Source organism: Rhizobium sp. BK376, from assembly GCF_004341625.1.
Classification (GTDB): domain Bacteria; phylum Pseudomonadota; class Alphaproteobacteria; order Rhizobiales; family Rhizobiaceae; genus Rhizobium.
On sequence record NZ_SLZG01000036.1, the window covers coordinates 12,610 to 36,317 of the forward strand.

Below are 23,708 nucleotides of genomic sequence, written 5' to 3' on the forward strand. Positions count from 1 at the left end.
GCCGATGTCTGATGTTCCAGTCAATTCCATGTCCTTCCCTGAAACCCAGGGACAACCTGTCGTCCATGTGCGCAGCTATTGGGGCAGCGTCTGGCAGCGTTTGCGCTATGACTATGTCACGCTGTTCTGCATGGTCGTGATCATCCTGATCGTTCTGTCCGCGATCTTCGCGCCGTTGCTGTCGCCGATGGATCCTTTGAAGTCAAGCATGGCGTTTCGCCTGAAGCCGATCGGCTATCGCAACTTCCTTCTCGGCACGGACGAGCAGGGGCGCGATATGCTGAGCCGCCTGCTCTATGGTGGCAGGGTGTCGCTGACCATGGGCATCCTGCCGGTGGCGCTGGCGACGATTGTCGGCGGTCTACTGGGTGTTGTGGCCGGCTATTATGGCGGCAAGGTCAACATGGTGATCATGCGCACCATGGACGTGTTCTTCGCCTTCCCGTCGGTGCTGCTTGCCGTGGCGATCTCCGGCAGTTTGGGCGGCGGCATCACCAATCAGCTGCTGACGCTGACGGTCGTTCTGCTGCCGCCGCTGTGTCGCGTCGCCGAGACCGCGACCAGCCAGGTCCGTAGCATGGACTTCGTCGATGCGGCACGCGCTAGCGGCGCATCGACCATCTCCATCCTCTTCACCCATGTGCTGGTGAATGTCATGTCGCCAGTGCTGGTCTACGCATCGACGCTGGTATCCGTCTCCATCATCCTGGCATCGGGCCTGTCGTTCCTTGGACTGGGCGTATCGCCGCCAACAGCGGACTGGGGCCTGATGCTCTCCACGCTCCGCCAGTCGATCTACGTGCAGCCGCTGATCAGCGCCATACCGGGCGTTGCCATTCTCGTCACCTCAATCGTCTTCAATCTCGTCAGTGATGGCCTGCGTCAGGCCATGGACGTCAAGTCTTGACCGCGGGGACATGCCAATGACCGATCTGATCCAAGAACTGGAACCCGCCCAATCCGACGTCGATCCACGCGATCGCGGCGGTCCGGCGCAGCCCATGCTGATCGTCGAAAATATCCGGAAATATTTCCCGATCCGCGCCGGCTTGCTCAATCGCAAGGTGGCCGAGGTCAAGGCCGTGGACGATATTTCCTTCTACGTGCTCAAGCGCGAAACGCTCGGCATTGTCGGAGAATCCGGATGCGGGAAATCCACGCTTGCCCGCCTACTGATGTATCTCATCGGCAAGGACGACGGCCGTCTGATCCTCGACGGCGATCCGGTGGGGGACCAGCGCGGCGTTTCGCTCGACGGCCACCGACGCTCGATGCAGATGGTGTTTCAGGATAGCTATTCCTCATTGAACCCGCGTCTGCCGATCGAGCAATCGATCGCCTACGGGCCGAAGGTTCAGGGCGCCTCCGCCAAGGAAGCCAAGCGGCAGGCGCGATCCCTGTTGGAGAAGGTCGGGCTGCGTCCGCAGCTTTTCGGCCAGCGCTACCCACACGAGCTTTCCGGCGGCCAGAAACAGCGCGTCAATATCGCTCGCGCGCTGGCGCTCGATCCCCGGCTGCTGATCCTCGATGAAGCCGTCTCGGCGCTCGACAAGTCGGTCGAGGCTCAGGTGCTCAACCTGCTTGGCGACCTCAAGGAACAGCTCAACCTCACCTATATTTTCATTTCCCACGATCTGCATGTAGTGCGCTACATCTCCGACAGGGTGCTTGTGATGTATCTCGGGCAGGTCGTGGAGATCGGCCCGGTCGGCAAGGTCTATGACGATCCGAAGCATCCCTATACGCGCGCCCTGCTGGAGTGCCGGCTGAGCATGGATCCTGCCGAACGGGTGGATAGCGCGCCATTGGCGGGCGACCCGCCCAATCCCGTTAACCCGCCTTCAGGATGCCGCTTCCACACCCGCTGCCCCTATGTCGAAGACATCTGCATGTCCAAGGCGCCGGCCCTGGGCGATGCGCTGAGGGCAACTCCAGACCAGCACCTGGCGGCTTGTTACATGGTCCATGCAGGTTCGGGCCATACACGCGCCCCGGCGGCGATCCTCGATGCATAAGGCCAGCACAAGGAGACAGGACATGAGCCAAATGAAACCTCTCGATCTGGCATCAGCCAAACCGCATCCCGCCCCCGAGGATGCCTTCGTCCATATCGAGGATCTACGGGTGCGCTTCGTCAGCCGCGACGCCACCGTCAAGGCGGTCAACGGCGTGTCGTTCGATCTCGAACGCGGAAAGGTGCTCTGCATCATCGGTGAATCCGGCTCGGGCAAATCGGTGATGATGCGCTCGCTGCTCAGGCTGCATCCGAAGAAACGGACAGTCATCGAAGGCACGATGAAGGTCGGAGAGCATGACATCACCAAGGTCAGCGAACGGACCATGTCCGAGCTGCGCGGTGCGACCATCTCGATGATCTTTCAGGAGCCGATGACGGCGCTGGACCCGCTTTACACGATCGGCGATCAGATCGCCGAAACAGTGATGCGCCACGAAAAGATCGACCGGAAGGCCGCCTGGGCGCGGGCGCTGGAGTTGCTGGAACTGGTGCGCGTTCCTTCGCCGGAACGCCGGTTGAAGGCGTTTCCGCACGAATTGTCCGGCGGCCTGCGTCAGCGCGCCATGATCGCGGTGGCGCTGTCCTGCCGGCCGAGCCTGTTGCTTGCCGACGAGCCGACGACGGCTCTCGATGCCTCCGTGCAAATCCAGGTGCTGGTGCTGTTGCGGCGCCTGCAGCGGGAGATGGGTATGTCGATGATCTTCGTGACGCATGATCTCGGCGTCGCCGCGCAGATCGCCGACAACGTGGCGGTCATGTATGCCGGCCGCATCATCGAATATGGCGAGGCGAGGGACGTTCTGTTGAACCCCCAGCATCCCTACACCAAGGCGATGTTGACCTCGACGGTGAAGGACCAAGCCCGGGGCGAACCGCTCGAAGCCATTCCTGGCACACCGCCCGATCTGCGCAATCTGCCCGACGGCTGCAGCTTCGCCCCGCGTTGTCCCTACGCCACCCCCGAATGCCTGGCCGCCGTGCCGGCGGCGATATCGGATGCGAGCGGACACATGGTTCGTTGCTTCAAGATCAGCACCCGCGCCGGCCAGCTGGTTTCCGACATGAGGCGTGGTACCCAATTGGTTTGATCGCCGCGATTGCGCACCTTTGTGAAGGCGGATCGTCTCACGATTTTAGCTTCCACGAACACACGGCAGGTTTAACAATAGATCGAAATTTCGGCTATTTAAGCCCTTTCGATTGCTGGTCTAAGTATTTGGTTTATCTATATTTTGCATAGATTTTAATGCTTTGCATTATCTTATTATGCAATATTTTTGATTTCATTATTTGCCATATTGACTATTAGGTTGTGTCGCGTAGGCTGCCGGTCATGGAGTGCGGCGCGTTCTGAGCATATCTGCAGGCAACGGGAGACGGGCATTGGGCAAACATCACCTCAAACCCAGCGTGGAAAGCTGTCACTGGGGCTATTTCGACGCGACGCAAAAACCGGCTCTGAAGGTCGCAAGCGGCGATATCGTCACCATCGATACAGTGACAGGCCCCCCAAATGTGCTTCCCGATCCGGAGAGGTTTTTCATCCCGCCGGAGCTTACGGACATTCACGCGGGCTTGAAGCCTGAAGGCCCGCATATCCTCACCGGACCGGTCTATGTCGAAGGCGCGAAGCCCGGCAACGTCCTCGAGGTGCGCATCCATGAGGTGTCGCTGCTCCAGGACTGGGGCTTCAATCTGATCCTGCCGCTGCTGGGAACATTGCCGCACGATTACGATGAACCGCGCATCGTCAACATTCCTCTTGATAAGGAGCGCAACGTCGGCACGATGCCCTGGGGGCTGGAGCTGGAGCTCGCGCCTTTCTTCGGCGTCATGGGCCTTGCCCCTCCGAAGGGCTGGGGTCGGATAAGCTCCATCGCGCCGCAAGCGACAGGCGGCAATCTCGACAATAAGGAACTTGTGGCAGGCACGACACTTTATCTGCCGGTGTTCGTGGAAGGCGGCCTGTTTTCGTGTGGCGACGGTCACGGTTGCCAGGGTGACGGCGAGGTCTGCGTCACCGCGATCGAGACCGCGTTGCGCGGCACATTCGAATTCATCGTGCGGGACGATCTGACATTCACCTACCCACGGGCGGAGACGGCGAGCCACCACATCACCATGGGCATGGACCCCGACCTCGACCAATGCGCCATCAAGGCGTTGCGCGACATGATCGCGCTTCTCGGCGAAAAGCGCGGCCTGTCGCACGCCGACGCCTACATGCTGTGCAGCCTGGCAGGGGACCTTCACGTCACCCAGACCGTCAACGGCTCCAAGGGTGTGCACATGATGATGCACAAGAAGAACTTTTCATGATGGATAAAGGGAGCACTTCGTTATGAGCAAGATCCGCATTGCGCACATGGCGGGGCCGACGGCCACGATTCAGAATACGCCGCCGCTTGTCACCTCCAACAAAGCCAGATTGCGCAAGGGCTTGGCCCCGTTGCTTGGCAATGACGGCAGCATATCGACATTCGACGCGCTCCGGGCGCAGCGCCTGGCGGCACCGGTCAAAGTTTATGTCGAACAGTTCTCCGCGCACCCGCTGGAGGCCGACACCGCCGAGCTCTATGCCGATCCCGACGGCTATATCGACTCGGAGGGAAATTTCAGCCGCGAACGCAAAAGTGCCGGCGACAAACCGGTCTACGAAATCGAGCTGACGCCGGAGGATGGCCTCTATCCGTTGCCTTACATGGCGATGCAGAAGGATGGAGCGCCTTGGGAAGAAGAAGCGACGGCCCCTGGCAGCCCGCTATCGCGGCAAGGTTTCTTTCCCGATGGCTCGCGAAGCTTCGAAGAGATAGACCGCCTGTCGATTGGCGTCGACGGCAAGGTCAACATGATCGGCGGCCGCGCCGAAGTGGATTTCTATCGCGTCGCTCCACCTGGAGGTTTCACCAAGGGGCTTGCCTCGGCCGATCGCGCGGACACGGGCGAAGGTGATGTCGCCACTGAGAGACTTGGCTGGGATTTCTTTGCCTACAAGCCCTATCACCTGGCGAAAGCGCCGCCTCGGCCGATGCTTGCGAAGATCACCAATGACGTTCAGGCGATCATGTCGTCGGGCAAATATGACGGCGCCATCTGGACGCAGGGCAGCCCGCAGGTCGAAGAGACCGCCTATTGGTTCAATCTGCTGATCGATACCAATCTGCCGATCGCCTGCAACGCGGCGCAACGGCCGCAGGGACAGGTCAGCAACGACGGTCCGGCCAATATCGTGGATTCGGTGACTTATATCGAATCGCGCATCTGGGATGACGGCGCGGGCAACAATCGCGTCGGCACGATTGTCCTTCAGGAGCAGCAGTTTTTCGCGGCGCGCGAAGTTGCCAAGGTCGATGCCCGGCCGGGCGGCTATGTCGCAACCGGCGGCCACGGCGGCATCATGGGTCAGATCACCCACGCCGGTGCGCCCTATATCATGTATGTTCCGGCCTATAAGCACACCGCCAAGTCGGATGTGAACCTCACCCGGCTTCCGGCAATGGTGAAGGCGTCAAAGCTCGGTCCGGAGGGCATTGGCACCATTGACATCCCGGTCAAGGACGGCACCGGCAAACTGCTCGCCGACGCCATACCCTCCGTTTCGATCGTCAAGGACGGCGGCTATGCGGCGGAAATGTTCGGCGACGATCCGGCGGCTGAGGCCGATCTCGATTTCCTGATCAAGCACAAGCTCACCAGCGGAAAACTGGCCGGGTTCGTGGTCGAAGGGCTCGTGCCCTATGGCGCGGCGACATCCGAGCTGCGCACCGCGATGTTGCGCCGGGCAAGCTTTTCCGGCCTGCCGGTGGTGCGGGTCGGGCGCGGCTATCCGGAGGGTTTCGCTGACCCCGAACCGACCAGCATCGCCGGCCTGAACCTGACTTCCACCAAGGCCCGCATGCTGCTCATGGCCTGCCTGATGAAATTCGGCAGCCTGCCGGCGGCGGCAAATCCGGCCAAGCCGACGCCCGAGGAGATAGCAGCCCACAGAGCGGCGCTTGCGGCCTATCAGAAGGTATTCAACACGCATTGACGCGCGCAGAAGAGGTCAACGACGGAGAAGCGAATGCTGAGGCTTCACGGCATTATCGGCAAGGAGAGGGACGCCGCTTACCGCGCGGCGCTGCACGATTTGGAACATCGCAACGGCATCGAACTTCTATTCGTGCCGCCCTCTGATGCCGGTCGCAAGCGTTTCCGTCTGCCGACCGATCGCGGCACGGATTGCGCCATCAGCCTCGACCGCAACGAAGAGCTCTTCGACGGCGCCATTCTTTATCTTGAGCCGGAGCGAGCCATTATCGTGCGCTTCGGCGAACAAGCCGTTTGGCGGCTTCGTCCGGCGAATGCGGCGGCAGCGTTGAAGCTGGGTTGGAATGCCGGAAACCTCCATTGGCGCGTACGCTTCGAAGACGACGATCTGCTGATTTTGCTGGACGGTCCCCTGCAAAGCTATCGTGAGCGGATCATGCCGCTGCTCGAAGCCGGCGATCTGATGGAACACGCCAATGTTTGACACCAAGGCAGCGCTGGCACTTCTGCAATATGGCGATAGCGCTTATCCGGCGGGAGGTTTCGCCTTTTCCTGGGGGCTCGAAGGTCTGGCGCAGGACGGGTTGCTGTCAGGGCAGGCAGGGCTAGGCGATCTCATTTTCGAGCATTTGTTCTTCCGTTGGAACACGATGGACCGGCCTTTGCTGATCCGGGCGTTCCGGGCGCCGAATTTCGCCGCGGTCGCCGCCGTGGATCGCTATGCCGAAGCCGCCACACCTTCAGCGCAGATGCGTGACGGTTCGCATCGGGCCGGTCGGGCGTTGCTTGGGGTCTCGGCAAGACTGGGAGGGTCACTATCGTCGGGCTATCGCACGATGATCGCCGGTGATCCCCGTTTAGGGCATCTGCCCATCTGCCAAGCCCTCGTCTATCGGGACGCCGGCTTGGGCATCGCGGAAGCCCAGTTGCTGTCCGGCTGGACCCTTGTCACAGGGCTTGTCAGTGCGGGCGTCAGGCTCGGGATCATCGGGCATGTCGAGGCGCAGCAAAGCATTGGGTCGGCCCGCGAAACCCTCGCCGACCTGCTCGCTTCGCCGGTGCTCGATGATGTGCAGCCATCGAGCTTCACGCCGTTGATCGACATTGCCGTGTCTCGCGGCCCATCGCGGCATGTCCGCATGTTTTCCACCTGATGCAGAGGTAGCCGCCATGATGAACCTCTCCCCAACCGAAATGGATCGCCTGACGATCTTCACCGCCGCCGAGATGGCGCGGCGCAACCGCTCGCTCGGAATTCGCCTCAGCCATCCCGAAGCCGTCGCGTTCCTCACCGACGAGGTGATGCTGGCCGCCCGGCGCGGCCTTCCTTATGCGGAAATCCGCAATCTCGCCGGCCAAATGCTGACGACCGACGATGTCGAGCCTGGCGTCGCCGAAATGGTGACCATGCTCTATATCGAATGCCTTTTCGCGGAAGGCACGAAGGTCGTCGCGCTGTTCGAGCCGATCTCGCCCGGAACCCAGCCGCTTCTCGACGACATCGTTCCCGGCCAGATCATTTCGCCAGCCGCCGACATCGAGATGTTCACCGAATTGCCGGTGATATCGATCGATGTCGTGAACACGGGTGACCGTGATGTGCAGGTGCGCAGCCACACCCACTTCTTCGAGGTCAACAAAGCCTTGGATTTTGACCGAGCGGCGGCCTACGGCATGAAGATCGACCGGCCGGCCGGAACCGGTATTCGCTTCGAACCGGGCGCCGGAAAGACGGTGAGACTCATCCCAATCGAGGGCGATCGTGTCATCCGGGGCGCCGCCGGCCTGGTCAACGGCCCTTTGGACGAACCAGGCACGAAGGAAAGAGCACTCGAACTTGCCCGCACGCGCGGCTATCTGGGAGCGTAGAACCATGTCCAGGATCAGCCGACGCGCCTATGCCGATCTCTACGGCCCAACCAAGGGCGACCTTGTCCGGCTGGCGGATACCTGCCTCTTTGCCGAGATCGAGCATGATTTCACCACTTATGGCCACGAACTTCTGATCGGCGCCGGCAAAAACCTCCGAGACAGCGAGGGCATCAACGGTTATCGCACATCGTCCGACAAAATCCTGGATATCGTCATCAAGAATGCCACGATTATCGACGCTATGGCGGGGATCATCAAGGCCGATATCGGCATTCGCGACGGCCGCATCGTCGGCATCGGCAAGGCCGGCAATCCGGATGTCATGCCCAACGTCCACCCTGATATGATTGTCGGACAGACGACATCGCCGGTATCAGGCGCCAACTTTATCGTCACGGCCGGCGCGATCGAAGCCCATGCTCACCTCGGCTCTCCGGAGCAATCCGATCACGCGCTTGCCGGCGGCACGACGACGATGATCGGCAACGGTCCAGGCCCGCTGTTCGACGTCGGCAGCGGCAGCACGACGACTTTCGGCCGCTTCCTGCAGGCGGCGGAATTCTCCCCGCTGAACTATGCTTTGTTCGGGCGCGGAGCCTCAAGCCCAGAAGCCGTCGAGGAGTCCGTTGCGGCCGGCGGCATGTCCGTCAAGATCCACGAGGATTTCGGCGCCGCGCCGGCTGTCATCGACCAAAGTCTGGTTGCTGCCGACCGGAACGATTTCGCGGTCCATCTGCACACCGATTCCATCAACGAATTCGGCTTCTGCGAGGACACGATTGCCGCCATCGACGGCCGCACCATCCATATGTATCACGTCGAAGGGGCCGGCGGCGGGCATGCGCCCGACCTCTTGAAAGTCGTCTCCTACGACAACGTCATCCCGTCCTCGACCAATCCCACCAATCCCTTTACCTCCTACGGGATGGAGGAGGGCGTGCCGATGACGATGATCGCGCACCAGCTGAACTACAACACGCCGGAGGATGTGGTGTTCGGCGAGGCCCGCGTTCGGGCCCAGTCGATGGCGGCGGAAGACTTCCTGCATGACATGGGCGCCATCTCGATCTTCGGCACGGATACGCAGGGCATGGGGCGGCTCGCTGAGAACGTCGCCAATTGCTGGCAGCTGGCGAGCGTGATGAAGGAGCGGATCGGGCGCCTGCCGGAGGAGACGACCCAAACCGCCGACAACGAGCGCATCAAGCGGTACATCGCCAAACTCACCATCAATCCGGCCATCGCTGTCGGCATAGGCGATCATGTCGGCTCGATCGAGGTCGGCAAGATGGCCGATCTGGTTCTCTGGCCGCGCGCTTCGTTCGGCATAAAACCCTACATGGTGATCAAGAGCGGCTTCATCGTCTGGGCGGCGATGGGCGATGGCAACGGAAGCCTCGGCGTTGCGGAACCGATGATCCAGAAGCGCATGTGGGGCGCGCTCGGATCGGCGCCGCAGCACCTGGGCGTCAATTTCGTCTCCAAGCTTGCGGTGGAGGCCGATGTCGGCAGGAAACTCGGTCTGGTCAAGCAATCCGTGCAGATCAAGAATGTCCGGCAATTGCGCAAGACCGACATGGTCCGCAATGCCTCCATGCCCTTTGTCGAGGTCGATCCGCAGACCTTCGAAGTGCGTGCCGACGGCGAGTTGTTGATGTGCCAGCCAGCTACCAAAGTGCCGTTGGCAAGGAGGTATATGCTGCGATGACTGAGGCTCAACAGGCAACGCCACGTATCTCGGCGGCTCGGGTCGGCATCGGTGGCCCGGTCGGCTCCGGCAAGACGGCACTGGTCGAACGGCTCATTCCCGCCCTCATGGCGCGGGGCATCGACATCGCCGTCATCACCAACGATCTCGTCACCGCCGAGGATGCCGAACGCATCCGCCGTTCTGGCCTCATCGATCCGGCACGGGTCTCGGCCGTCGAGGCTGGAGCGTGCCCGCACACCGTTATCCGCGAGGACCCGACGCTTAATATCGAGGCAGCCGACGAGCTGGAACGGCGCTTTCCCGGCCTTGAGCTGATCCTGCTCGAAAGCGGCGGCGACAATCTCGCCTCCACCTTTTCGCGCGACCTGACGGATTTCTGGATGTTCGTCATCGATGTCGGCGGCGGTGACGACATACCGCGAAAACGTGGTCCGGGTGTCATCCGCTCGGATGTGCTGATCGTCAACAAGACCGATCTTGCGCCGCATGTCGGCGTCGATATCGGAAGGATGTATGACGAAGCGCTGGCAGTTCGCGACAACCGCGCGGTTTTGATGACGAACTGCCGGCGCGGCGAGGGTATCGATGCGGTGGTCGACGTGATCGAGCGCGAGGTGCTATTTCGATCGTGAGCACGGCATATCCGGTTCCCCCCTTGCAATTCGACCTGGGCTTCGTCAGGCGAGGGGACCGCACGGTTCTCGACCGGCGGATCTTCAGCTGGCCGTTCGTCATAACGCGAACGTTTCGTCTCGATCCCGTTCCCGCCCATATGCTGACGGTCATCGCCCAGAGCAGCAGCGGCGCCTTCCACGGCGAGGATCATTTGCGGCAGCATCTGCGCCTCGAAGAGGGGGCGGCGGCGCATGTCACGACGCAGGGCGCAACCTCCGTGCATCGTGCCGACAACGGCCTGACCGCGTATGAAACAGTCAACATCGGTATCGCCCGTGGCGCCTATCTCGAATATCTGCCGGAACCGCGCATTCTTTTTCCGGGTGCGGCACTCGTTCAGCGCGTCAATATTGATTGCGCACCGGGCGGAATGGCGATCGTCGCCGATGCCTTCACATCGCACGATCCGGACCGGCGCAACCGGCCTTTCCGCGCGCTTGAAGCGACGACGGCCCTTTATCTGCAGGAGGACGAGCCGGTCTTGATCGACCGAATGAGCATAGGTGGACCGGGCCGCTTGCAGCCCTCGCGCTACAAGGCCTTCGGCACGATGCTGGCGATCATGTCCCTGCCGCCGGAGACGCTTGGGCGGATTGCGTTGGACCTTTCAGCACAGCTGACCGGTATGTCCGGCCTATACGCCGCCGCCAGCGTGCTGCCCGGCAATGCCGGGATCGGCGTGCGGTTCGCGGCATGCGATCTGCGCTTGTTGCGCTTGGGGTCGGAAATGGCCTGGTTCGCATTTCGCCGTATGATCTTCGGCACGCCGCCAGTTTCCCGGCGAAAGGACCCCGGAGCATAGCAGGCTGGACATCTCCTCGTGAGGCGACTTGTTCAAGAGGTTTCGTCGATATTGCTAAAGGGGCGTCGAGACTTTCCGGGGTTAGGGTTCCGTTCGGAGGGCTTTGGTGCGCGGGTCGTTGAAGGAACGGCATTTCGTCTTTGATGCTGTTGCTACGGCGTTGCAGTCTTGCAGCGGACGGATTTCGGGCGTGCGCATGCCATCATTCTATTGAGGACCGAGCAGCCGATGGCGACTTCCGCAAGACCGAGCGCACGGGCGAGCGCGCGCACATCCTTCTTGTCGATGCCGCCTTCGAGATAGGGATGACGGACGCCATGATTGCGGGCCGCATCGAGACCAAGGCGATATTCGCTAAGATCGTCCGTATTGGCGCCCGACAGGACCTGGCGGTCCGAGATGCTGGCGATCGAGCTGTAAAGATTGGCCTTGCAGAAGAAGCAGCGGTTGACCGGATTGGCGATATAGTTGTCGTCGGCAAATTCGCCGGCATCGAGGATGCGAAGGTCCCAGCCTTCGATCCCTGCAAAGTGGTGGACCCGCTCGGTCGCTTCCGCCGGCACGGCGGGCGAGACGGCATGCATCATCGTCACATGGTTCCGGCCGAGCAGGCGGTTGGCGATGACGGCAAGCGTCATGGAATCGACGCTGCCGCTGACGGCAACCGCCGAGTCCTGCAGAGACGACAACACGGTTTTCAGCTTCTGTTCCGGCGTCTGCGTCATTCCTTGTCCTCCGTGATGCGGTCTTCGGCGAGCCGGCGCAGTCGCGTGCGTGCCGCACTCGTCCTGGTGTCTTTGAGATCGTCGGCCTCCAATTTGGCCGTGCGACCCGACGGGTGTTCGACGCGCTTCAGGCGCAGGGTACGGCCATCGGCTTCGATCGTATCTGCCTGCCGCGGCAGAATGGTGCGCTCGCTCAGAAAGTGGCGGATGCCGATGGTGGTGGTCTCATCGAAGATGTCTGCAAGTATGGTGTCGCGGGCTGCGGGCTCGGCGAGGATGCGCAGATGCACCATCATCCGGCCCTTCTTGCCGAAGACCGGCATCTGTACGATATCGAGCACGCCCTTGCGGCTGCGCAAATTGTCGATTGCCTGCGCCATATCCTCGCCGGTCTGGTCGTCGATCTCGCATTCGAGCACGGCGACCTGATCCTGTGGCATCGGCGGGAGAAGCGTTTCGAAGGCGACGAGGCGGACACAGTTGCTGATGCCGGGTAGGCGTTTCGTGCCGAAACCGTGGGCCGAAGCGATCAGCCGCCGCGGAGCACGCACGGTCTCGAACGGGTCGCAGAGGTGACGCAGGATCGCCGCCCCCGTCGGTGTCACCCGCTCGCCGGCAATGCCGTCGTCGATGGTTGCAAAGCCCTCCAGAAGCAGGGTGGTTGCCGGTGCTGGGACGGGCAGCAGGCCATGGGCGGTGCGTATCCGGCCGGAGCCGAGCGGCAGGGGGCCGACCGTCCATCTGTCAGCATTGATCCTGGCAATCAGCCAGGCTGCGGCAACGATATCGGCAATCGAATCCCAGGCGCCAACCTCATGGAAACGCACATGGTCGGGAGCAACACCATGCACCCGCGCTTCTGCCTCGGCCAGATGCGTGAAGATGCCGATCGCGTGCCTGACCGTCTCGCGGTCGAGCGTAGAGGTGACGAGCGCTTCGCGGATCAGGTTCCAGTCGGCGTGCGTATGATCGTGATGATGAGCATCCGCGGGCCGCTCTTCCGCCCGCCGGCCACTGCGGCGAACGGTGAAGCGACGCCCGGTCAGGACACTGTCATTGTGGCTTTCCACCGCCGTGTCGACCTTATCGATCAACGGGCAAAGCGACAGAGCCGCTATCAACCCGTTTCGAAATCCGGCCTGAAATCCACAAGGGCGGCAACGAACATGTCGCCGGCAATGCCGCCAACCGGATCGAGATGAACTTCAAGCATGCGGTGCCTCCGGATCACCAATGGCCAGATGACAAATCGAATGCATCAGGCGGCAAAACGCGGCACGACATAGGGCCCTTCAGGGATGATGGCGATATCTGGATCACCGCTTCTGGCGATGCTGCGCCCAATGGCGTCGGAAAGGTCGTCGATCATGTCCACGCCGGTCAGGCGTCGGTCATCGCCGGAAAGCCCAGTTGTATAGAGCTCGACTTTGCCGAGGCGCATGGGTTTGAGCTGCATCTCCGTCTGCCACTCATCGATCTCCGCAAGGGTCTTCGCCGTCAGCGTGGCGAGAAACCGATCCGGCCCGAGGTCGACCAACCGAGCCTGCGCCTCGCGAAATTCCGGCGAACCAAAGCCCTCGGAACATTCCGAGGCGATGATCAGCGTGCCTCCCGCCTTCAGGATGTCGAGCGGCGTCACCATGCCTTTGATCGTCTGGTAATAGGTCTTGTCGAGCGGATAGCCGGCCGACGAGGTGACGACGGTCGAAAATTTCCGGCCGAAGGCGATGCTGGTTGAGGCGCTGACGAAATCGACGGTGGCCTGATGGCTGGCAATGATCTCGCCGAAGGTGACGCAGACAAGATCACGGTCCTCATCGAGCACGGTGTTCACGGCATAGACTTCGCCCAGCATGCGGACGATCTCGAGCTGTTCCTCGTGCAGGGGATTGCCGATGAGATTGCACTGGACCGCCAGCGGATCTTCCATGAAGCGAGCCGAGTGGAAGGTGCGGATCGTTTCGTGATGGGCGACACCGGGCGCGATGACCTTGCGTCCACCCGACCAGCCGGCCATGAAATGCGGTTCCACCAGTCCTGTGGCGATGCGCAGGTCCGCCTCGACGAACATCCGGTCGAGTTTGACCGGTGTGCGGCGGGTCTTCGTGACGCCGAGGTCGATATGGGCTGCCTCGTCGCGAGCGTAGTGATTTTCGACGCGGACATTGTCCAGCACCCAGGGATCGCCGACGAGTTCGGCCAGCTCGTCACCGAGGTTGGGGCGATGCAGGCCGGTTGCGACCAGCACCACGATCTTGTCCTTCGGAATGCCCGAGGACCACATGGTCTCGATCATCGGCCGCAGGAAGAGCTTGTTGGGAACCGGTCGGGTAATATCGCAGATGAGAATGCAGGCACTCTTGCGGCCGCGAGCAAGCTCAGCCAGCGTCGGCGATGCCACCGGCGCATCGAAAGACGCAATCACGGCTGCCTGTTGATCGGGCAGTTTCGGCAGCTGCTGCTTGCGGATGATCGTCGCTCTTGCCTGTGCGGGAAGGGCAATGCCGAGATGGCCGCGGCCATAGGAAATCGTAACTGGATCTTGGGTCATGGATTGTCCTTCGGTTCAAGCTAGCGGATCAAAAGGTCGAAGGGCGCAGCATCATTCCAGCTGAAAGCGCCGTTCGCCTGTTTGACGAGTTCCGGGAAATGTCCGGGCATGATGCGGTCGGCCCGATCGAGAATCCGCTCGATGGTGCGGGTACCGTTCTCGATCGTGTCAAAGGCCATGTCGCAGGCGCCGATGATCGCCTCCTTGGCATATTTGATCGCATCTCCGGCGATGATCACGGTGCCTCGATCGCCGGTATCAAGCTCGATCGCGTAGCAGCCGGGCGTGTGGCCGGGTGCGGGAAAGAAGCTGATGCCCTCGTCTATCAGCCCTTCACCTTCGATGAAATCAATCCGGGACTTCGACAGTTGTTCTCGGATGCCCCAGGGGACCAGCAGGTCGTTCTGATGCGGGTTTTCGACATAGTCCCATTCCCTCTGGCTGACGATGAAGCGGGCGTGGGAGAACAGATCGACATTGTGGGCATGATCGAAATGCAGATGCGAGAGAAAGACGACGGGAATGTCGGCTGGTGTCAGTCCACGCGCGGCGAGCGCCTTTAGAAGTCCGAGCCGGGAGACGTACCCACCGGTATCGAACAGGATCGGGCCGCTTTTGCTCCCGATCAGCGTCACGTTGGACATGCCCAGGAAATCATCCTTCAGGCGCAGGTTGTTACCCTGAACCAGCAGATCATAGGTCGGTTTCATCAGGGCACCTTTGATTGCGGAATGTCGTTAGCGGCAGGCGTTGGCGCAGTCACGCCATGCGCGCGCCGGAAGGCCTCTAGCGGCGGCAATATATGATCGACGGCCAGGGCTACGAAACCGTTACGGTCACCTGCCTGCAACTGCTCGATCATGCGCTGGTGATCGCTGCGGGAATGGGAAAGAAGCGCCATGTCGCCGACACCATACCAGCGGATGCCCGTCGTTTCCACCCAGAGCCTTTCGATCGTATCCGCCAGATATTTGTTCGGGCAGGTCTGCCAGATACGACGATGGAAGGCATCGTTCAGGATGTTGACGTCGATCAGCCTGCCGGCGTCGAGCGCCGTGCAGTATTGCGCGTGGATCGCGTTCAGATCAGCAATCGTCTCCGGATCGGCCGGCATAGGCAACCGTCGCGCCGCTTCCGCCTGAAGGATGACGCGTACATCGTAAATCTCTTCCACCTGCTGCACGGAAAAGTCACGGACGACAGCGCCTTTATTGGGACGGCGCGTGATCAGACCCATCTGTTCGAGATTGGCAAGGACCGTCCGGACAATGTGCCGCGAAGCATCGAACTTCGCCATGATGTCATCTTCGACCAGATGTTCGCGTGGACGCAGGCGACCGATGATGATGTCGGCTTTGATCGCTTCCACCACCTTGTTGATCTGTACGTCGGTTTTGCTGCCCAAGTTTTTTCTCCTGCGTCGTCAGCGTGTCTGCATATCTAGACTGAAGGGGAATTCAATGCCCCAGGTCTTCGGTTTTATGCACGCGAAAAATCAAGCCATAGTCGCAATATAGACCGTAGAAAATATTATTGACAATTGTGTATATGAAAATATATCTAATGCCGGCATGCAGGCGCAGCGACCTGCGGAGGAACACATGCCGTCATTTTCAGTCATCAACGGAGTGAGGATAGCCTGGTCGTTGACCGGGCCGGAAGGTGCTCCCGTTGCGCTGCTGGCAAACGGGTTGGCGGCGGACACCACGATGTGGGCTCCGCAGGTCGATGAATTCTCGCAAGCCTACCGAGTGCTGTGCTACGACATGCGCGGCCATGGCGACAGCGAAACCACGCCGGGCGATTATTCCCTCGGCCTGCTTGCCGACGACATCATGGCGCTTCTCGCCGATCTCGGCATCGACAGCGCACATTTCGTCGGGTGTTCGCTCGGCGCGATGGTCGGTCAATATCTCGGCGCACACGATCCTTCTCGCCTGCGAAGCCTGACGCTTTGCGCGACATCGAGCAACGGTCGGAAAGAGGCCTGGGAAACCCGCGTTACGGCCGTTCGCGACCATGGGGTCCCGCCGCAGGTCGAGGCGACAATCGACCGCTGGTTCACGCCCGACTTCCGCCGAGCTCATCCAGACGTCATGGACGATATGCGCGAAATGGTGTTGCGGACCACACAGGATGGCTATGCCGGATGCGCCGCCGCGATCCGCGATATGACGCTGTCGAGCGTCATCGGTGGCATTCGCATCCCAACATTGGTGATTGCGGGCGAACTCGACCTGTCGACGCCGCTCGATATGGTCAAGCGGATCGCCGATGCGATCCCCGGCGCCGAGTTTCTCTGTGTCGCAGATGCGGCTCACATGCCCACCATCGAGCAGCCGGATGTCTGCAACGCCGCCATCACGGCATTCCTGCGATCCGTCGACAGCAAGCCGGTGGTCACGAAACCGACCGCGATAGCGCTCGACAGGCAGTAAAGGCGAAGAGGATTGACTGATATGACAGCACGTTTGAACGGCAAGCGCATCATCATTACCGGCGCCGTGGCCAATATCGGCAAAGAGGCGGTCGTCGGCTTTGTGGCCGAGGGCGCGCGGGTCGTCGTCGGTGATCGTGATGAGCAAGCTGGCGCCGCACTCGTTCAGGAGCTTGGAGAGGCCGTCAGCTTCATCAAAGTGGATCTCTCGTCCGAGGCGGACATCAAGGCATTCATCGAGACGGCCGTCGCTCGCCTGGGCGGGTTGGACGTACTCGTCCAGAATGCCGGGGTCCAGCATTCCGGCCAGATCGTCGATTTCGACGTTACGCGTTGGGATGCACTGTTCACCGTCAATGCTCGCGCGCAGTTCCTGGGTGCCAAATATGCGATCCCGCATCTGAAAGCATCGGGCAAGGGCTCGATCATCAATACGTCGTCCCTGGCCGGCAAGCGCGGTGGCCCTGGGCTTGTGGCCTATTCGGCATCGAAGGGCGCCGTCGTCGCCTTTACCACGGCGCTTGCGGTGGAGCTTGCGCCGGACAATATCCGTGTCAACGCCGTTTGCCCGGGCTGGGTCGACACCGCATTCAATAGGCCGGCTATCGACTTCATGGGCGGCCAGACCGCACAGGAAGCCAAGATCGCGGCCCTGGTTCCGCTTGGCCGACAGGCAAGTTCGGCGGAGATTGCGCCGCTCTTCATTTATCTGGCCTCCGACGAATCCTCCTACATGACCGCCCAGTCCATCGTGATCGATGGCGGCGTCTACAATTCATAGGGGCGGCGCCATGGCCAAGGACGATAGGGCAGGGCCGACATGTTGAACTCAAGTGCAATATCTTCCGCGGTATCCGTTCGACCCACGCTGGTCATGCAGGGCATCTCCAAGGCGTACGGAGCGACGATCGCGGTCCGCCGCGTTTCCCTTGATATCGAGCCGGGCGAAATCCATGCCATTCTGGGCGAGAATGGCGCCGGGAAATCCACCATCGTCAAGGTCTTGAGCGGTATCGTTAGCCCCGACAAGGGTGTTCTGAAACTCGACGGCGCCGATTTTGCGCCCCGCGCTCCCATGGATGCCCGCGCGGCCGGCGTTTCCACCGCTTTCCAGGAGCTCAGCCTGCTGCCGAACCTCACGGTGGCACAGAATCTCATGCTGCCTCATCAGGTCAAGGGAGCGCTCGGCCTGAACTCGGCACGCGACAGCCGTGAACGTGCCTCGCAGATACTCGCTGAATACGGCCTTTCGCATATTCATCCCGACCTGCCGATCCGGTCGCTCTCGCTTGCCGAAAAGCAGCGTATCGAAATCATGCGGGCGGTCAGCCGCAAGCCGAAGCTCCTGGTTCTCGACGAGCCGACAGCCGCTCTCGCCGAGCCGAAATGGCTCTTCGAGATCCTTGAGCGCGTGACTGCCATGGGAACCGGCGTGCTCTACATTTCGCATCGCCTCTCCGAAGTGCGTCGCCTATGCCGCCGCGGCACCATACTGCGCAACGGCGAAAGCATAGAGACCGTCTCGCTGAAGGGTGTCGAGGATGACCGCATTTTCGAAATGATGGTCGGCTCTGCGGTGCGCGCCCACAAACCAAACAGCGCCGGTGTTTCGGTAACCGCCAATCCTGTCGCGGTGTCCGTCAAGAAACTTGCCGGCGGAAATGTCCAGGACGTGAGTCTCGATGTGCGTCGCGGAGAAATTGTCGGCATTGCGGCCCTTGAGGGTCAAGGCCAGCGCGATCTTTTTCGGATGCTGGCGGGCCTGACAAAAATTGATAGCGGCGAAGTCACGATCGATGGCGATCGTGCCATTCTTGTTTCTCCCGCTGCGGCCGTCAAAGCTGGCATTGGTTTCGTACCGGAGGAACGCAAGACGGAAGGCGTCTTCCTGGGGTTGCGAACGGATACCAACATCTCTCTCTCGCTTCTACGCATGCTCAGTCGCTTCGGTGTGATGAACCGGGCGCGCGAGCGCCAGATTGTCGCCGATGAAGCCAGGCGCGTCGATCTGGCGGAACGTTATCTGAAGCTGAAGATCGGCGAGCTCTCCGGCGGCAACCAACAGAAGGCGCTGATCGGGCGTGTCGTCGCTTCCGGCGCCCGCAACCTGGTGCTGTTTGATCCGACGCGCGGCGTCGACGTCGGTACGAAAGCCGTCATCTACGGCGTCATCAGGGATTTTGTTCAGAAGGGCGGCTCGGCGCTGGTCTACTCGACCGAGCTTTCGGAGCTCGTTCATCTCGCCGATCGCTGCGTCGTCATCTATCGCGGCCGTGTTGCCGACGAGGTTCCGGGCGATGAGCTTTCCGAGCCCCGCCTCGTCGCCTTGGCAACAGGACAGAGGACAGGCCATTGAGTGTGGACATGAATATGCTTCGGCCTGACCCCTGGTATCGGCGCCTTTTCGGGGATGGCACGTCAGTCATCATCGCATTGCTGGCAGTGCTGTTTGCAATCTTCGCCGGCACCCAGAACGATGCGCTGACCCAGTCCGTGCTCACCGATATTTTCAACAACAGTCTGCCTCTGGCGCTGGCCGCGGCTGGCGGGACGCTCGTGGTGCTGACACGCGGCTTTGATCTTTCGGTCGCGGGCGTCGTTTCGCTGACCAACGTGCTCGTCGCGGTCTATGCCGGCGACGGGCCGTTCGGCGCGCTTGGCGGGCTCGCGATCGCGGTGATTGTCGGTGGCCTGCTTGGTGCCGTCAACGGCGTGTTGATTGCCTATTTGAACCTCCAGTCGATCGCTCTGACGCTGTCTTCGATGATCGTCTGCTCAGGTGCCGCACTCCTTATTCTCGATGCACCGGGCGGCAGCGTGTCGGACTTCATGATCTACGCCCTCACCGACCAGTTGGCGGGCGTCATTCCGGTTGCGCTGGCGATTGCGATCGTCGTCTATCTCATCTGGGTCTTACTTCTGCGCACCAATTGGGGTGTCGGGCTTTATGCGATCGGCGCCGATGAAACCGCCGCGGTTCTGGCCGGCGTGCCCGCCGCCCGCACGAAAGTCATCGCCTATGCGCTCGCCGGCGTCTGCTACGGGCTTGCCGGTTTCATGCTGACAGCCCTCACCGCAACCGGCACGCCCAATGTCGGCGATCCCTACCTGCTTTTGGTCTTTGCCGCGATTGCGCTCGGAGGAACGTCCTTCTCAGGGGGACGTGGCGGCATTGCCGGCTCGATGCTCGGCGCACTGACGCTGACGCTTCTTCAGAAAGTGCTGTTTTCGACCGGCGTATCGTCTTTCTACACGGGCATCTTCCAAGGCGCTGTCATGATCATCGCCGTCGTGATCGCCGCCATCTCCGCGCGCATTTCATCGAACCGGGAGGGCCACGCATGAGCCAGGAAACTCTGGACAACAAGAGTGGCCGGCCGGTCGATACCCGTGGCGACGCGGGAAAAAGCAAGGGTTTTCGTCTGGACCGGGATGTCCGCAACGCGATCGTGCTCTTCGGCGTTTCGATCGTCCTCATCGCCGCATCGCGCGTGCTCGGCCCAGGCTTCGGCAGCCTCGCGCAGATCGAAGCAATCCTTCTGATTTCGAGCTTCGTGATGGTGGTCGCCTTCGGTCAGCAGATGGTCATCCTCATCGGCGGGCTCGATCTCAGCGTCGCTTCCATGGTGACGCTTGGCGGCGTTCTGACCTTTAGCTGGATCGGCAATTCCGGGACGGCGCTGATCTGGGGCATGCCGGCTGTCCTGCTGCTTACCGGCGCGATCGGCGCCTGCAGCGGCATCGGCATAAGCCTTCTCGGCGTTCCGCCGTTCATCATGACCCTGGCCATGGGGATCATTCTCTATGGCGCAACACTCGGCTTCACCCAGGGAACGCCAAGCGGCGCGGCCTCGCCGTATCTGTCGTCGCTTTTCGCCCATACCGCCGTCGGCGTACCGATGCTCTACCTGATGTTTCTCGTTGTTCTCGGCGGATGGTTTCTGCAGGTCAGGACCAGTTTCGGCCGCAAGCTCTATGCTTTGGGGACCAATCCGATCGCCGCATATGTGGCCGGTCTGCCGGTGCGCAGGCTGACGATCCTCACCTATGCGATCAGCGGCGCCAGCGCCGGCCTCGCCGGGATGCTGCTGGTCGGTTATGTCACCGGCGTCACCCTGACGATGGGACAAAGCTATCTTCTGCCCTCCGTTGCCGCCGTTGTCATCGGCGGAACCTCGATTGTCGGCGGTCGGGGGATTTATCTTGGCGCTGCGGCGGGCGCGATCCTGCTGACCACTCTTTCAACCATCGTCTCCTCCCTCGGTATCGCCGAGGGATGGCGGACCATCATTTACGGCGCGGTTATTTTCGTCGCGCTGGTTCTTCTGCGTGACGATCTGCGGGTGCTTTTGAAGCGCAACCTGCCCGATGCCGGGAAGAAATAGCAATTCGGCTTGTACCGAACAACCGCCTGATCACGGGCATTCAAGGGAGAGGAAAATGACCGATCGAATGAAAAGCAGGAAACGCTTCGCGATGGTCGCCGCGTTCGCGGCGCTTGCGGGGCTCGTATCTCACGGCTCTGCCGATGCACAGGACAAGAAATTCAAGATCTATCTGAGCATGAGCTACAGCGGCAATGGCTATCAGACAGAAACGTCGAACCTCATCAAGGCGCTCGCAGCAACGCCGCCCTACGACAAGATGGTCGATCTGAAGACCGTGATCTCCGGCACGGACGTTCAGGCGCAGGCTTCGGCGTATCAAAGCATGGTTTCTGCCGGTGCAGACGCCATCATCACCTTCCCGATTTCCGCGACAGGCCTTAATCGCGCGATCCATCAAGCTTGCGAGAAGAAGGTTCTCGTCTATACCTACAGTGCAACCGTGACAGAGCCATGCGCCCGCACGGTCAGCTATATCACCGCTGGTTTTCCGCAGAACACCGCGCAATGGATCGTCAACAAGCTGAACGGCAAGGGCAATGTCTTCGTCGTGCGCGGCGTGCCGGGCAATTCCGTCGACAAGATGAACTATGACGGCGCGATGAGCGTGTTCAACAAGTACCCCGGCATCAAGGTCGTCGCCGAATACAACGGCATGTGGAGCAGCCAGACGACGCAGCAGGAAACGGCCAAGGCGCTCGCAGCACATCCGGATGTGGACGCGATCTTTGCGCAAAACGGTGAAGACGGCGCAGTCAAGGCGATGATTGCCGCCAATATGCAGAAGCTAGTGCCGGTTACCGGCGAAAATACCAACGGCTTCCGCCTTGCATTGGCCGATCCGGAGCTTCGCAAGCGTGGCCTCGACGGGATTTCGTCCGGCGACCCGATCACGGTTTCAGCGCTTGCCTTCAAGCTGATGATGGAAGAGCTTACCGGCAAGCGCAAGGTGACGGTGCACAATATCCAGACACCTCTGCCGTGGGTCCCTGCCGATCAGGTGAAGGTCTGCGCCGGTGACAAGTTTGAGGACGGCTGCAACGCGTTCAAGCCAGACCTGGTGCCGGATTCCTTCAATACCGAAATCTTCGATCCTGTCCTGTACCCCGAGCTGTCGCTGGCATCGGCGCTGAACGGCACGCCGACCCCCGGCGCGACAATCCAGCCGCTGCCGGCCAACATTGTGACGGAAGCACCGAATGTTCCGGAAGTGAACTGCAACAAGTGCGAAGCGCCGGCGGATCTCTACAAGCTCAGCAAGGTCACGGCGACCGTTCAGCCCTGACCATCAACGGCCCACACGCAATCCTCACTTCACGCCGCGGCCTCCGGCTGCGGCGTTTGCACGGGAGAACCACCGATGACCATCCCCGAATGCGCCCCGGCTCTGCCGATCAAAGGCCGTCCTCTTCGCGAGCTGCCACCAGGCGCCGTTGATTGCCACTTTCACGTCTTTGGGTCGGAAGACCGGTTCCCCTATGCGTCCGGCCGCAGCTACACGCCACCCGATGCCTCGATTGACGACTATCAGACGCTTGCCGATACGCTTGGCTTCTCGCGGGCCGTCATTGTGCAACCGAGCGTCTACGGTCTGGACAATAGACGCACACTGTCCTTCCTGCGCGAAAGCCGCATCCCGTCGCGGGCGGTCCTCGTGCTTGACCCTGGTACCTCCGACGGGGAACTGGAGGCGCTGCACGAAAGCGGCGTGCGCGGCGTCAGGGTCAACCTTGTCTTTGCTGCGGGCCTTGCGCTGGAAGCCGCAAGCACTCTCGCCGGAAAAATCCGGGGCCTCGGCTGGCATCTGCAGTTTCTCGCTGACGTCTCTCAGATTGAAGATCTAAGAGGGCTGGTTCGCCGCTTGGATATTGCGGTTGTGTTCGATCATCTTGGCCATGTTCCGGCTCAAAAAGGTGTTGCCGACAAAGGCTTTCAGGCCTTGATATCGCTTGTTCGCGATGGCAACGCCTGGGTAAAGCTCACAGGTGCCTACAGGGTCACGGCAATGAAGACCACGCCTTATGGAGACGTCAGGCCGTTTGTGGAAGCGTTGATCGACGCAAATCCCAAGCAGCTCGTTTCGGGCACGGATTGGCCCCATCCGTCCATCCCGGTACCGATGCCCGATGATGCCGATCTTCTGGACATGTCCGCAAGCTGGATCCATGGCGCCGAATTACAGCAGCAGATCTTCGTCGATAATCCCGAACGGCTCTACGGATTCGATCGGTGGGCAAATCCCGCCTAGAATCGTTTCGCGAAGGGGCAGTACGGACCTGCCGATTGTGCGATGAGAGGGAAATACAGGCGGTGTTCCAGAGGGTAGCCTGTTCGATGTTGCGCAAGGCGTTGAAATGATTGGAGCGGATAAGGGCGGCGGCAGGGTTGCCAGGCATTGTCAATTTAACGAAAAGCTGGAATTCGATGTGCGATGACGGCCTATGACAGACCGTGATCCCCTCTATCGCCGCCATCGCTTTCCCGCTGAAATCATTGCTCACGCC

At 61.0% G+C, this 23,708-nt stretch carries 23 protein-coding genes; 18 read left to right on the top strand and 5 right to left on the bottom strand.

From position 1 onward, the window contains the following. Positions 1 to 4: 4 nt before the first annotated feature. The 11 genes from EV561_RS33590 to EV561_RS33640 all read left to right on the top strand — a co-directional run bounded on the left by EV561_RS33590 (position 5) and on the right by EV561_RS33640 (position 11,106). The gene (locus tag EV561_RS33590) at positions 5 to 907 is read left to right on the top strand and encodes an ABC transporter permease (RefSeq protein WP_132528222.1); all 903 of its coding nucleotides are present in this window, start codon (positions 5 to 7) and stop codon (positions 905 to 907) included. A gap of 16 nt (positions 908 to 923) precedes the next feature. After that, positions 924 to 2,015, top strand: a complete 1,092-nt coding sequence (locus tag EV561_RS33595) for an ABC transporter ATP-binding protein (protein WP_207910645.1) — start codon at positions 924 to 926, stop codon at positions 2,013 to 2,015. 31 nt (positions 2,016 to 2,046) lie between these two features. Next, positions 2,047 to 3,105, top strand: a complete 1,059-nt coding sequence (locus EV561_RS33600; protein ID WP_132528243.1) for an ABC transporter ATP-binding protein — start codon at positions 2,047 to 2,049, stop codon at positions 3,103 to 3,105. Positions 3,106 to 3,400: 295 nt separating this feature from the next. After that, positions 3,401 to 4,336: an acetamidase/formamidase family protein gene (locus EV561_RS33605; RefSeq protein WP_132528224.1), complete on the top strand. Its 936-nt coding sequence runs from the start codon at positions 3,401 to 3,403 to the stop codon at positions 4,334 to 4,336. 22 nt (positions 4,337 to 4,358) lie between these two features. Beyond that, positions 4,359 to 6,047 (top strand): asparaginase domain-containing protein, encoded by a 1,689-nt coding sequence (locus tag EV561_RS33610; RefSeq protein ID WP_132528225.1) that lies wholly within the window; start codon positions 4,359 to 4,361, stop codon positions 6,045 to 6,047. Positions 6,048 to 6,080: 33 nt separating this feature from the next. After that, complete coding sequence (ureE, locus tag EV561_RS33615; RefSeq protein ID WP_132528226.1) at positions 6,081 to 6,530, top strand: urease accessory protein UreE; 450 nt, start codon at positions 6,081 to 6,083, stop codon at positions 6,528 to 6,530. Beyond that, positions 6,523 to 7,200 (top strand): urease accessory UreF family protein, encoded by a 678-nt coding sequence (locus tag EV561_RS33620; RefSeq protein WP_132528227.1) that lies wholly within the window; start codon positions 6,523 to 6,525, stop codon positions 7,198 to 7,200. The genes ureE and EV561_RS33620 overlap by 8 nt, the downstream gene beginning before the upstream one ends. A 16-nt stretch (positions 7,201 to 7,216) precedes the next feature. Then, a complete protein-coding gene (gene ureB / locus EV561_RS33625; RefSeq protein WP_132528228.1) occupies positions 7,217 to 7,915 on the top strand; it encodes an urease subunit beta in 699 nt (232 codons plus the stop codon). Between the two features lie 4 nt (positions 7,916 to 7,919). After that, the gene (gene ureC, locus EV561_RS33630; protein WP_132528229.1) at positions 7,920 to 9,626 is read left to right on the top strand and encodes an urease subunit alpha; all 1,707 of its coding nucleotides are present in this window, start codon (positions 7,920 to 7,922) and stop codon (positions 9,624 to 9,626) included. Continuing rightward, positions 9,623 to 10,261 (top strand): urease accessory protein UreG, encoded by a 639-nt coding sequence (gene ureG / locus EV561_RS33635; protein ID WP_132528230.1) that lies wholly within the window; start codon positions 9,623 to 9,625, stop codon positions 10,259 to 10,261. The genes ureC and ureG overlap by 4 nt, the downstream gene beginning before the upstream one ends. Then, entirely contained in the window at positions 10,258 to 11,106 is an 849-nt protein-coding gene (locus EV561_RS33640) for an urease accessory protein UreD (protein ID WP_132528231.1), read from the top strand. Before ureG ends, EV561_RS33640 begins: the two co-directional genes overlap by 4 nt. Positions 11,107 to 11,258: 152 nt before the next feature. Here the strand turns inward: EV561_RS33640 and EV561_RS33645 are convergent, their stop codons facing one another. The 5 genes from EV561_RS33645 to EV561_RS33665 form a co-directional block, all read right to left on the bottom strand. Continuing rightward, on the bottom strand, positions 11,259 to 11,831 hold the full coding sequence (locus tag EV561_RS33645) for a hypothetical protein (protein WP_165928016.1): 573 nt from the start codon (positions 11,829 to 11,831) through the stop codon (positions 11,259 to 11,261). Further along, positions 11,828 to 12,952 carry a LarC family nickel insertion protein gene (locus EV561_RS33650; RefSeq protein ID WP_245513175.1) on the bottom strand — a complete coding sequence of 375 codons (1,125 nt, stop codon included), beginning with the start codon at positions 12,950 to 12,952 and terminating at the stop codon, positions 11,828 to 11,830. The genes EV561_RS33645 and EV561_RS33650 overlap by 4 nt, the downstream gene beginning before the upstream one ends. A 137-nt stretch (positions 12,953 to 13,089) precedes the next feature. Continuing rightward, positions 13,090 to 14,382 (bottom strand): nickel-dependent lactate racemase, encoded by a 1,293-nt coding sequence (larA, locus tag EV561_RS33655; protein WP_132528232.1) that lies wholly within the window; start codon positions 14,380 to 14,382, stop codon positions 13,090 to 13,092. A 20-nt stretch (positions 14,383 to 14,402) separates the two neighbouring features. Next, positions 14,403 to 15,092 carry an MBL fold metallo-hydrolase gene (locus EV561_RS33660; protein ID WP_132528233.1) on the bottom strand — a complete coding sequence of 230 codons (690 nt, stop codon included), beginning with the start codon at positions 15,090 to 15,092 and terminating at the stop codon, positions 14,403 to 14,405. After that, complete coding sequence (locus EV561_RS33665) at positions 15,092 to 15,787, bottom strand: GntR family transcriptional regulator (RefSeq protein WP_132528234.1); 696 nt, start codon at positions 15,785 to 15,787, stop codon at positions 15,092 to 15,094. Before EV561_RS33665 ends, EV561_RS33660 begins: the two co-directional genes overlap by 1 nt. A gap of 196 nt (positions 15,788 to 15,983) precedes the next feature. Between EV561_RS33665 and pcaD the strand changes: the two genes are divergently transcribed. The 7 genes from pcaD (at position 15,984) to EV561_RS33700 (ending at position 23,452) form a co-directional block, all read left to right on the top strand. Then, entirely contained in the window at positions 15,984 to 16,820 is an 837-nt protein-coding gene (gene pcaD / locus EV561_RS33670; RefSeq protein WP_132528235.1) for a 3-oxoadipate enol-lactonase, read from the top strand. A 21-nt stretch (positions 16,821 to 16,841) separates the two neighbouring features. Continuing rightward, a complete protein-coding gene (locus EV561_RS33675) occupies positions 16,842 to 17,600 on the top strand; it encodes an SDR family NAD(P)-dependent oxidoreductase (protein ID WP_132528236.1) in 759 nt (252 codons plus the stop codon). 39 nt (positions 17,601 to 17,639) lie between these two features. After that, entirely contained in the window at positions 17,640 to 19,175 is a 1,536-nt protein-coding gene (locus EV561_RS33680) for a sugar ABC transporter ATP-binding protein (protein ID WP_132528237.1), read from the top strand. An 8-nt stretch (positions 19,176 to 19,183) separates the two neighbouring features. Further along, positions 19,184 to 20,164, top strand: coding sequence for an ABC transporter permease (locus tag EV561_RS33685; RefSeq protein ID WP_132528238.1), 981 nt, complete (start codon positions 19,184 to 19,186; stop codon positions 20,162 to 20,164). Continuing rightward, positions 20,161 to 21,204 (top strand): ABC transporter permease, encoded by a 1,044-nt coding sequence (locus tag EV561_RS33690; protein WP_132528239.1) that lies wholly within the window; start codon positions 20,161 to 20,163, stop codon positions 21,202 to 21,204. The genes EV561_RS33685 and EV561_RS33690 overlap by 4 nt, the downstream gene beginning before the upstream one ends. A gap of 55 nt (positions 21,205 to 21,259) precedes the next feature. Continuing rightward, on the top strand, positions 21,260 to 22,489 hold the full coding sequence (locus EV561_RS33695) for a sugar ABC transporter substrate-binding protein (protein ID WP_132528240.1): 1,230 nt from the start codon (positions 21,260 to 21,262) through the stop codon (positions 22,487 to 22,489). 75 nt (positions 22,490 to 22,564) lie between these two features. After that, the gene (locus EV561_RS33700; RefSeq protein ID WP_132528241.1) at positions 22,565 to 23,452 is read left to right on the top strand and encodes an amidohydrolase family protein; all 888 of its coding nucleotides are present in this window, start codon (positions 22,565 to 22,567) and stop codon (positions 23,450 to 23,452) included. Positions 23,453 to 23,708 lie beyond the last annotated feature (256 nt).

Excerpts from the sequence above, each read along its gene's own strand:
- EV561_RS33590 (WP_132528222.1), top strand. The coding sequence starts at position 5 with ATGTCTGATGTTCCAGTCAATTCCATGTCCTTCCCTGAAACCCAGGGA.
- EV561_RS33595 (WP_207910645.1), top strand. The coding sequence starts at position 924 with ATGACCGATCTGATCCAAGAACTGGAACCCGCCCAATCCGACGTCGAT.
- EV561_RS33600 (WP_132528243.1), top strand. The coding sequence starts at position 2,047 with ATGAAACCTCTCGATCTGGCATCAGCCAAACCGCATCCCGCCCCCGAG.
- EV561_RS33610 (WP_132528225.1), top strand. The coding sequence starts at position 4,359 with ATGAGCAAGATCCGCATTGCGCACATGGCGGGGCCGACGGCCACGATT.
- ureE (WP_132528226.1), top strand. The coding sequence starts at position 6,081 with ATGCTGAGGCTTCACGGCATTATCGGCAAGGAGAGGGACGCCGCTTAC.
- EV561_RS33620 (WP_132528227.1), top strand. The coding sequence starts at position 6,523 with ATGTTTGACACCAAGGCAGCGCTGGCACTTCTGCAATATGGCGATAGC.
- ureB (WP_132528228.1), top strand. The coding sequence starts at position 7,217 with ATGATGAACCTCTCCCCAACCGAAATGGATCGCCTGACGATCTTCACC.
- ureC (WP_132528229.1), top strand. The coding sequence starts at position 7,920 with ATGTCCAGGATCAGCCGACGCGCCTATGCCGATCTCTACGGCCCAACC.
- ureG (WP_132528230.1), top strand. The coding sequence starts at position 9,623 with ATGACTGAGGCTCAACAGGCAACGCCACGTATCTCGGCGGCTCGGGTC.
- EV561_RS33645 (WP_165928016.1), bottom strand. The coding sequence starts at position 11,831 with ATGACGCAGACGCCGGAACAGAAGCTGAAAACCGTGTTGTCGTCTCTG.
- larA (WP_132528232.1), bottom strand. The coding sequence starts at position 14,382 with ATGACCCAAGATCCAGTTACGATTTCCTATGGCCGCGGCCATCTCGGC.
- EV561_RS33660 (WP_132528233.1), bottom strand. The coding sequence starts at position 15,092 with ATGAAACCGACCTATGATCTGCTGGTTCAGGGTAACAACCTGCGCCTG.
- pcaD (WP_132528235.1), top strand. The coding sequence starts at position 15,984 with ATGCCGTCATTTTCAGTCATCAACGGAGTGAGGATAGCCTGGTCGTTG.
- EV561_RS33675 (WP_132528236.1), top strand. The coding sequence starts at position 16,842 with ATGACAGCACGTTTGAACGGCAAGCGCATCATCATTACCGGCGCCGTG.
- EV561_RS33680 (WP_132528237.1), top strand. The coding sequence starts at position 17,640 with ATGTTGAACTCAAGTGCAATATCTTCCGCGGTATCCGTTCGACCCACG.
- EV561_RS33685 (WP_132528238.1), top strand. The coding sequence starts at position 19,184 with ATGAATATGCTTCGGCCTGACCCCTGGTATCGGCGCCTTTTCGGGGAT.
- EV561_RS33690 (WP_132528239.1), top strand. The coding sequence starts at position 20,161 with ATGAGCCAGGAAACTCTGGACAACAAGAGTGGCCGGCCGGTCGATACC.
- EV561_RS33695 (WP_132528240.1), top strand. The coding sequence starts at position 21,260 with ATGACCGATCGAATGAAAAGCAGGAAACGCTTCGCGATGGTCGCCGCG.
- EV561_RS33700 (WP_132528241.1), top strand. The coding sequence starts at position 22,565 with ATGACCATCCCCGAATGCGCCCCGGCTCTGCCGATCAAAGGCCGTCCT.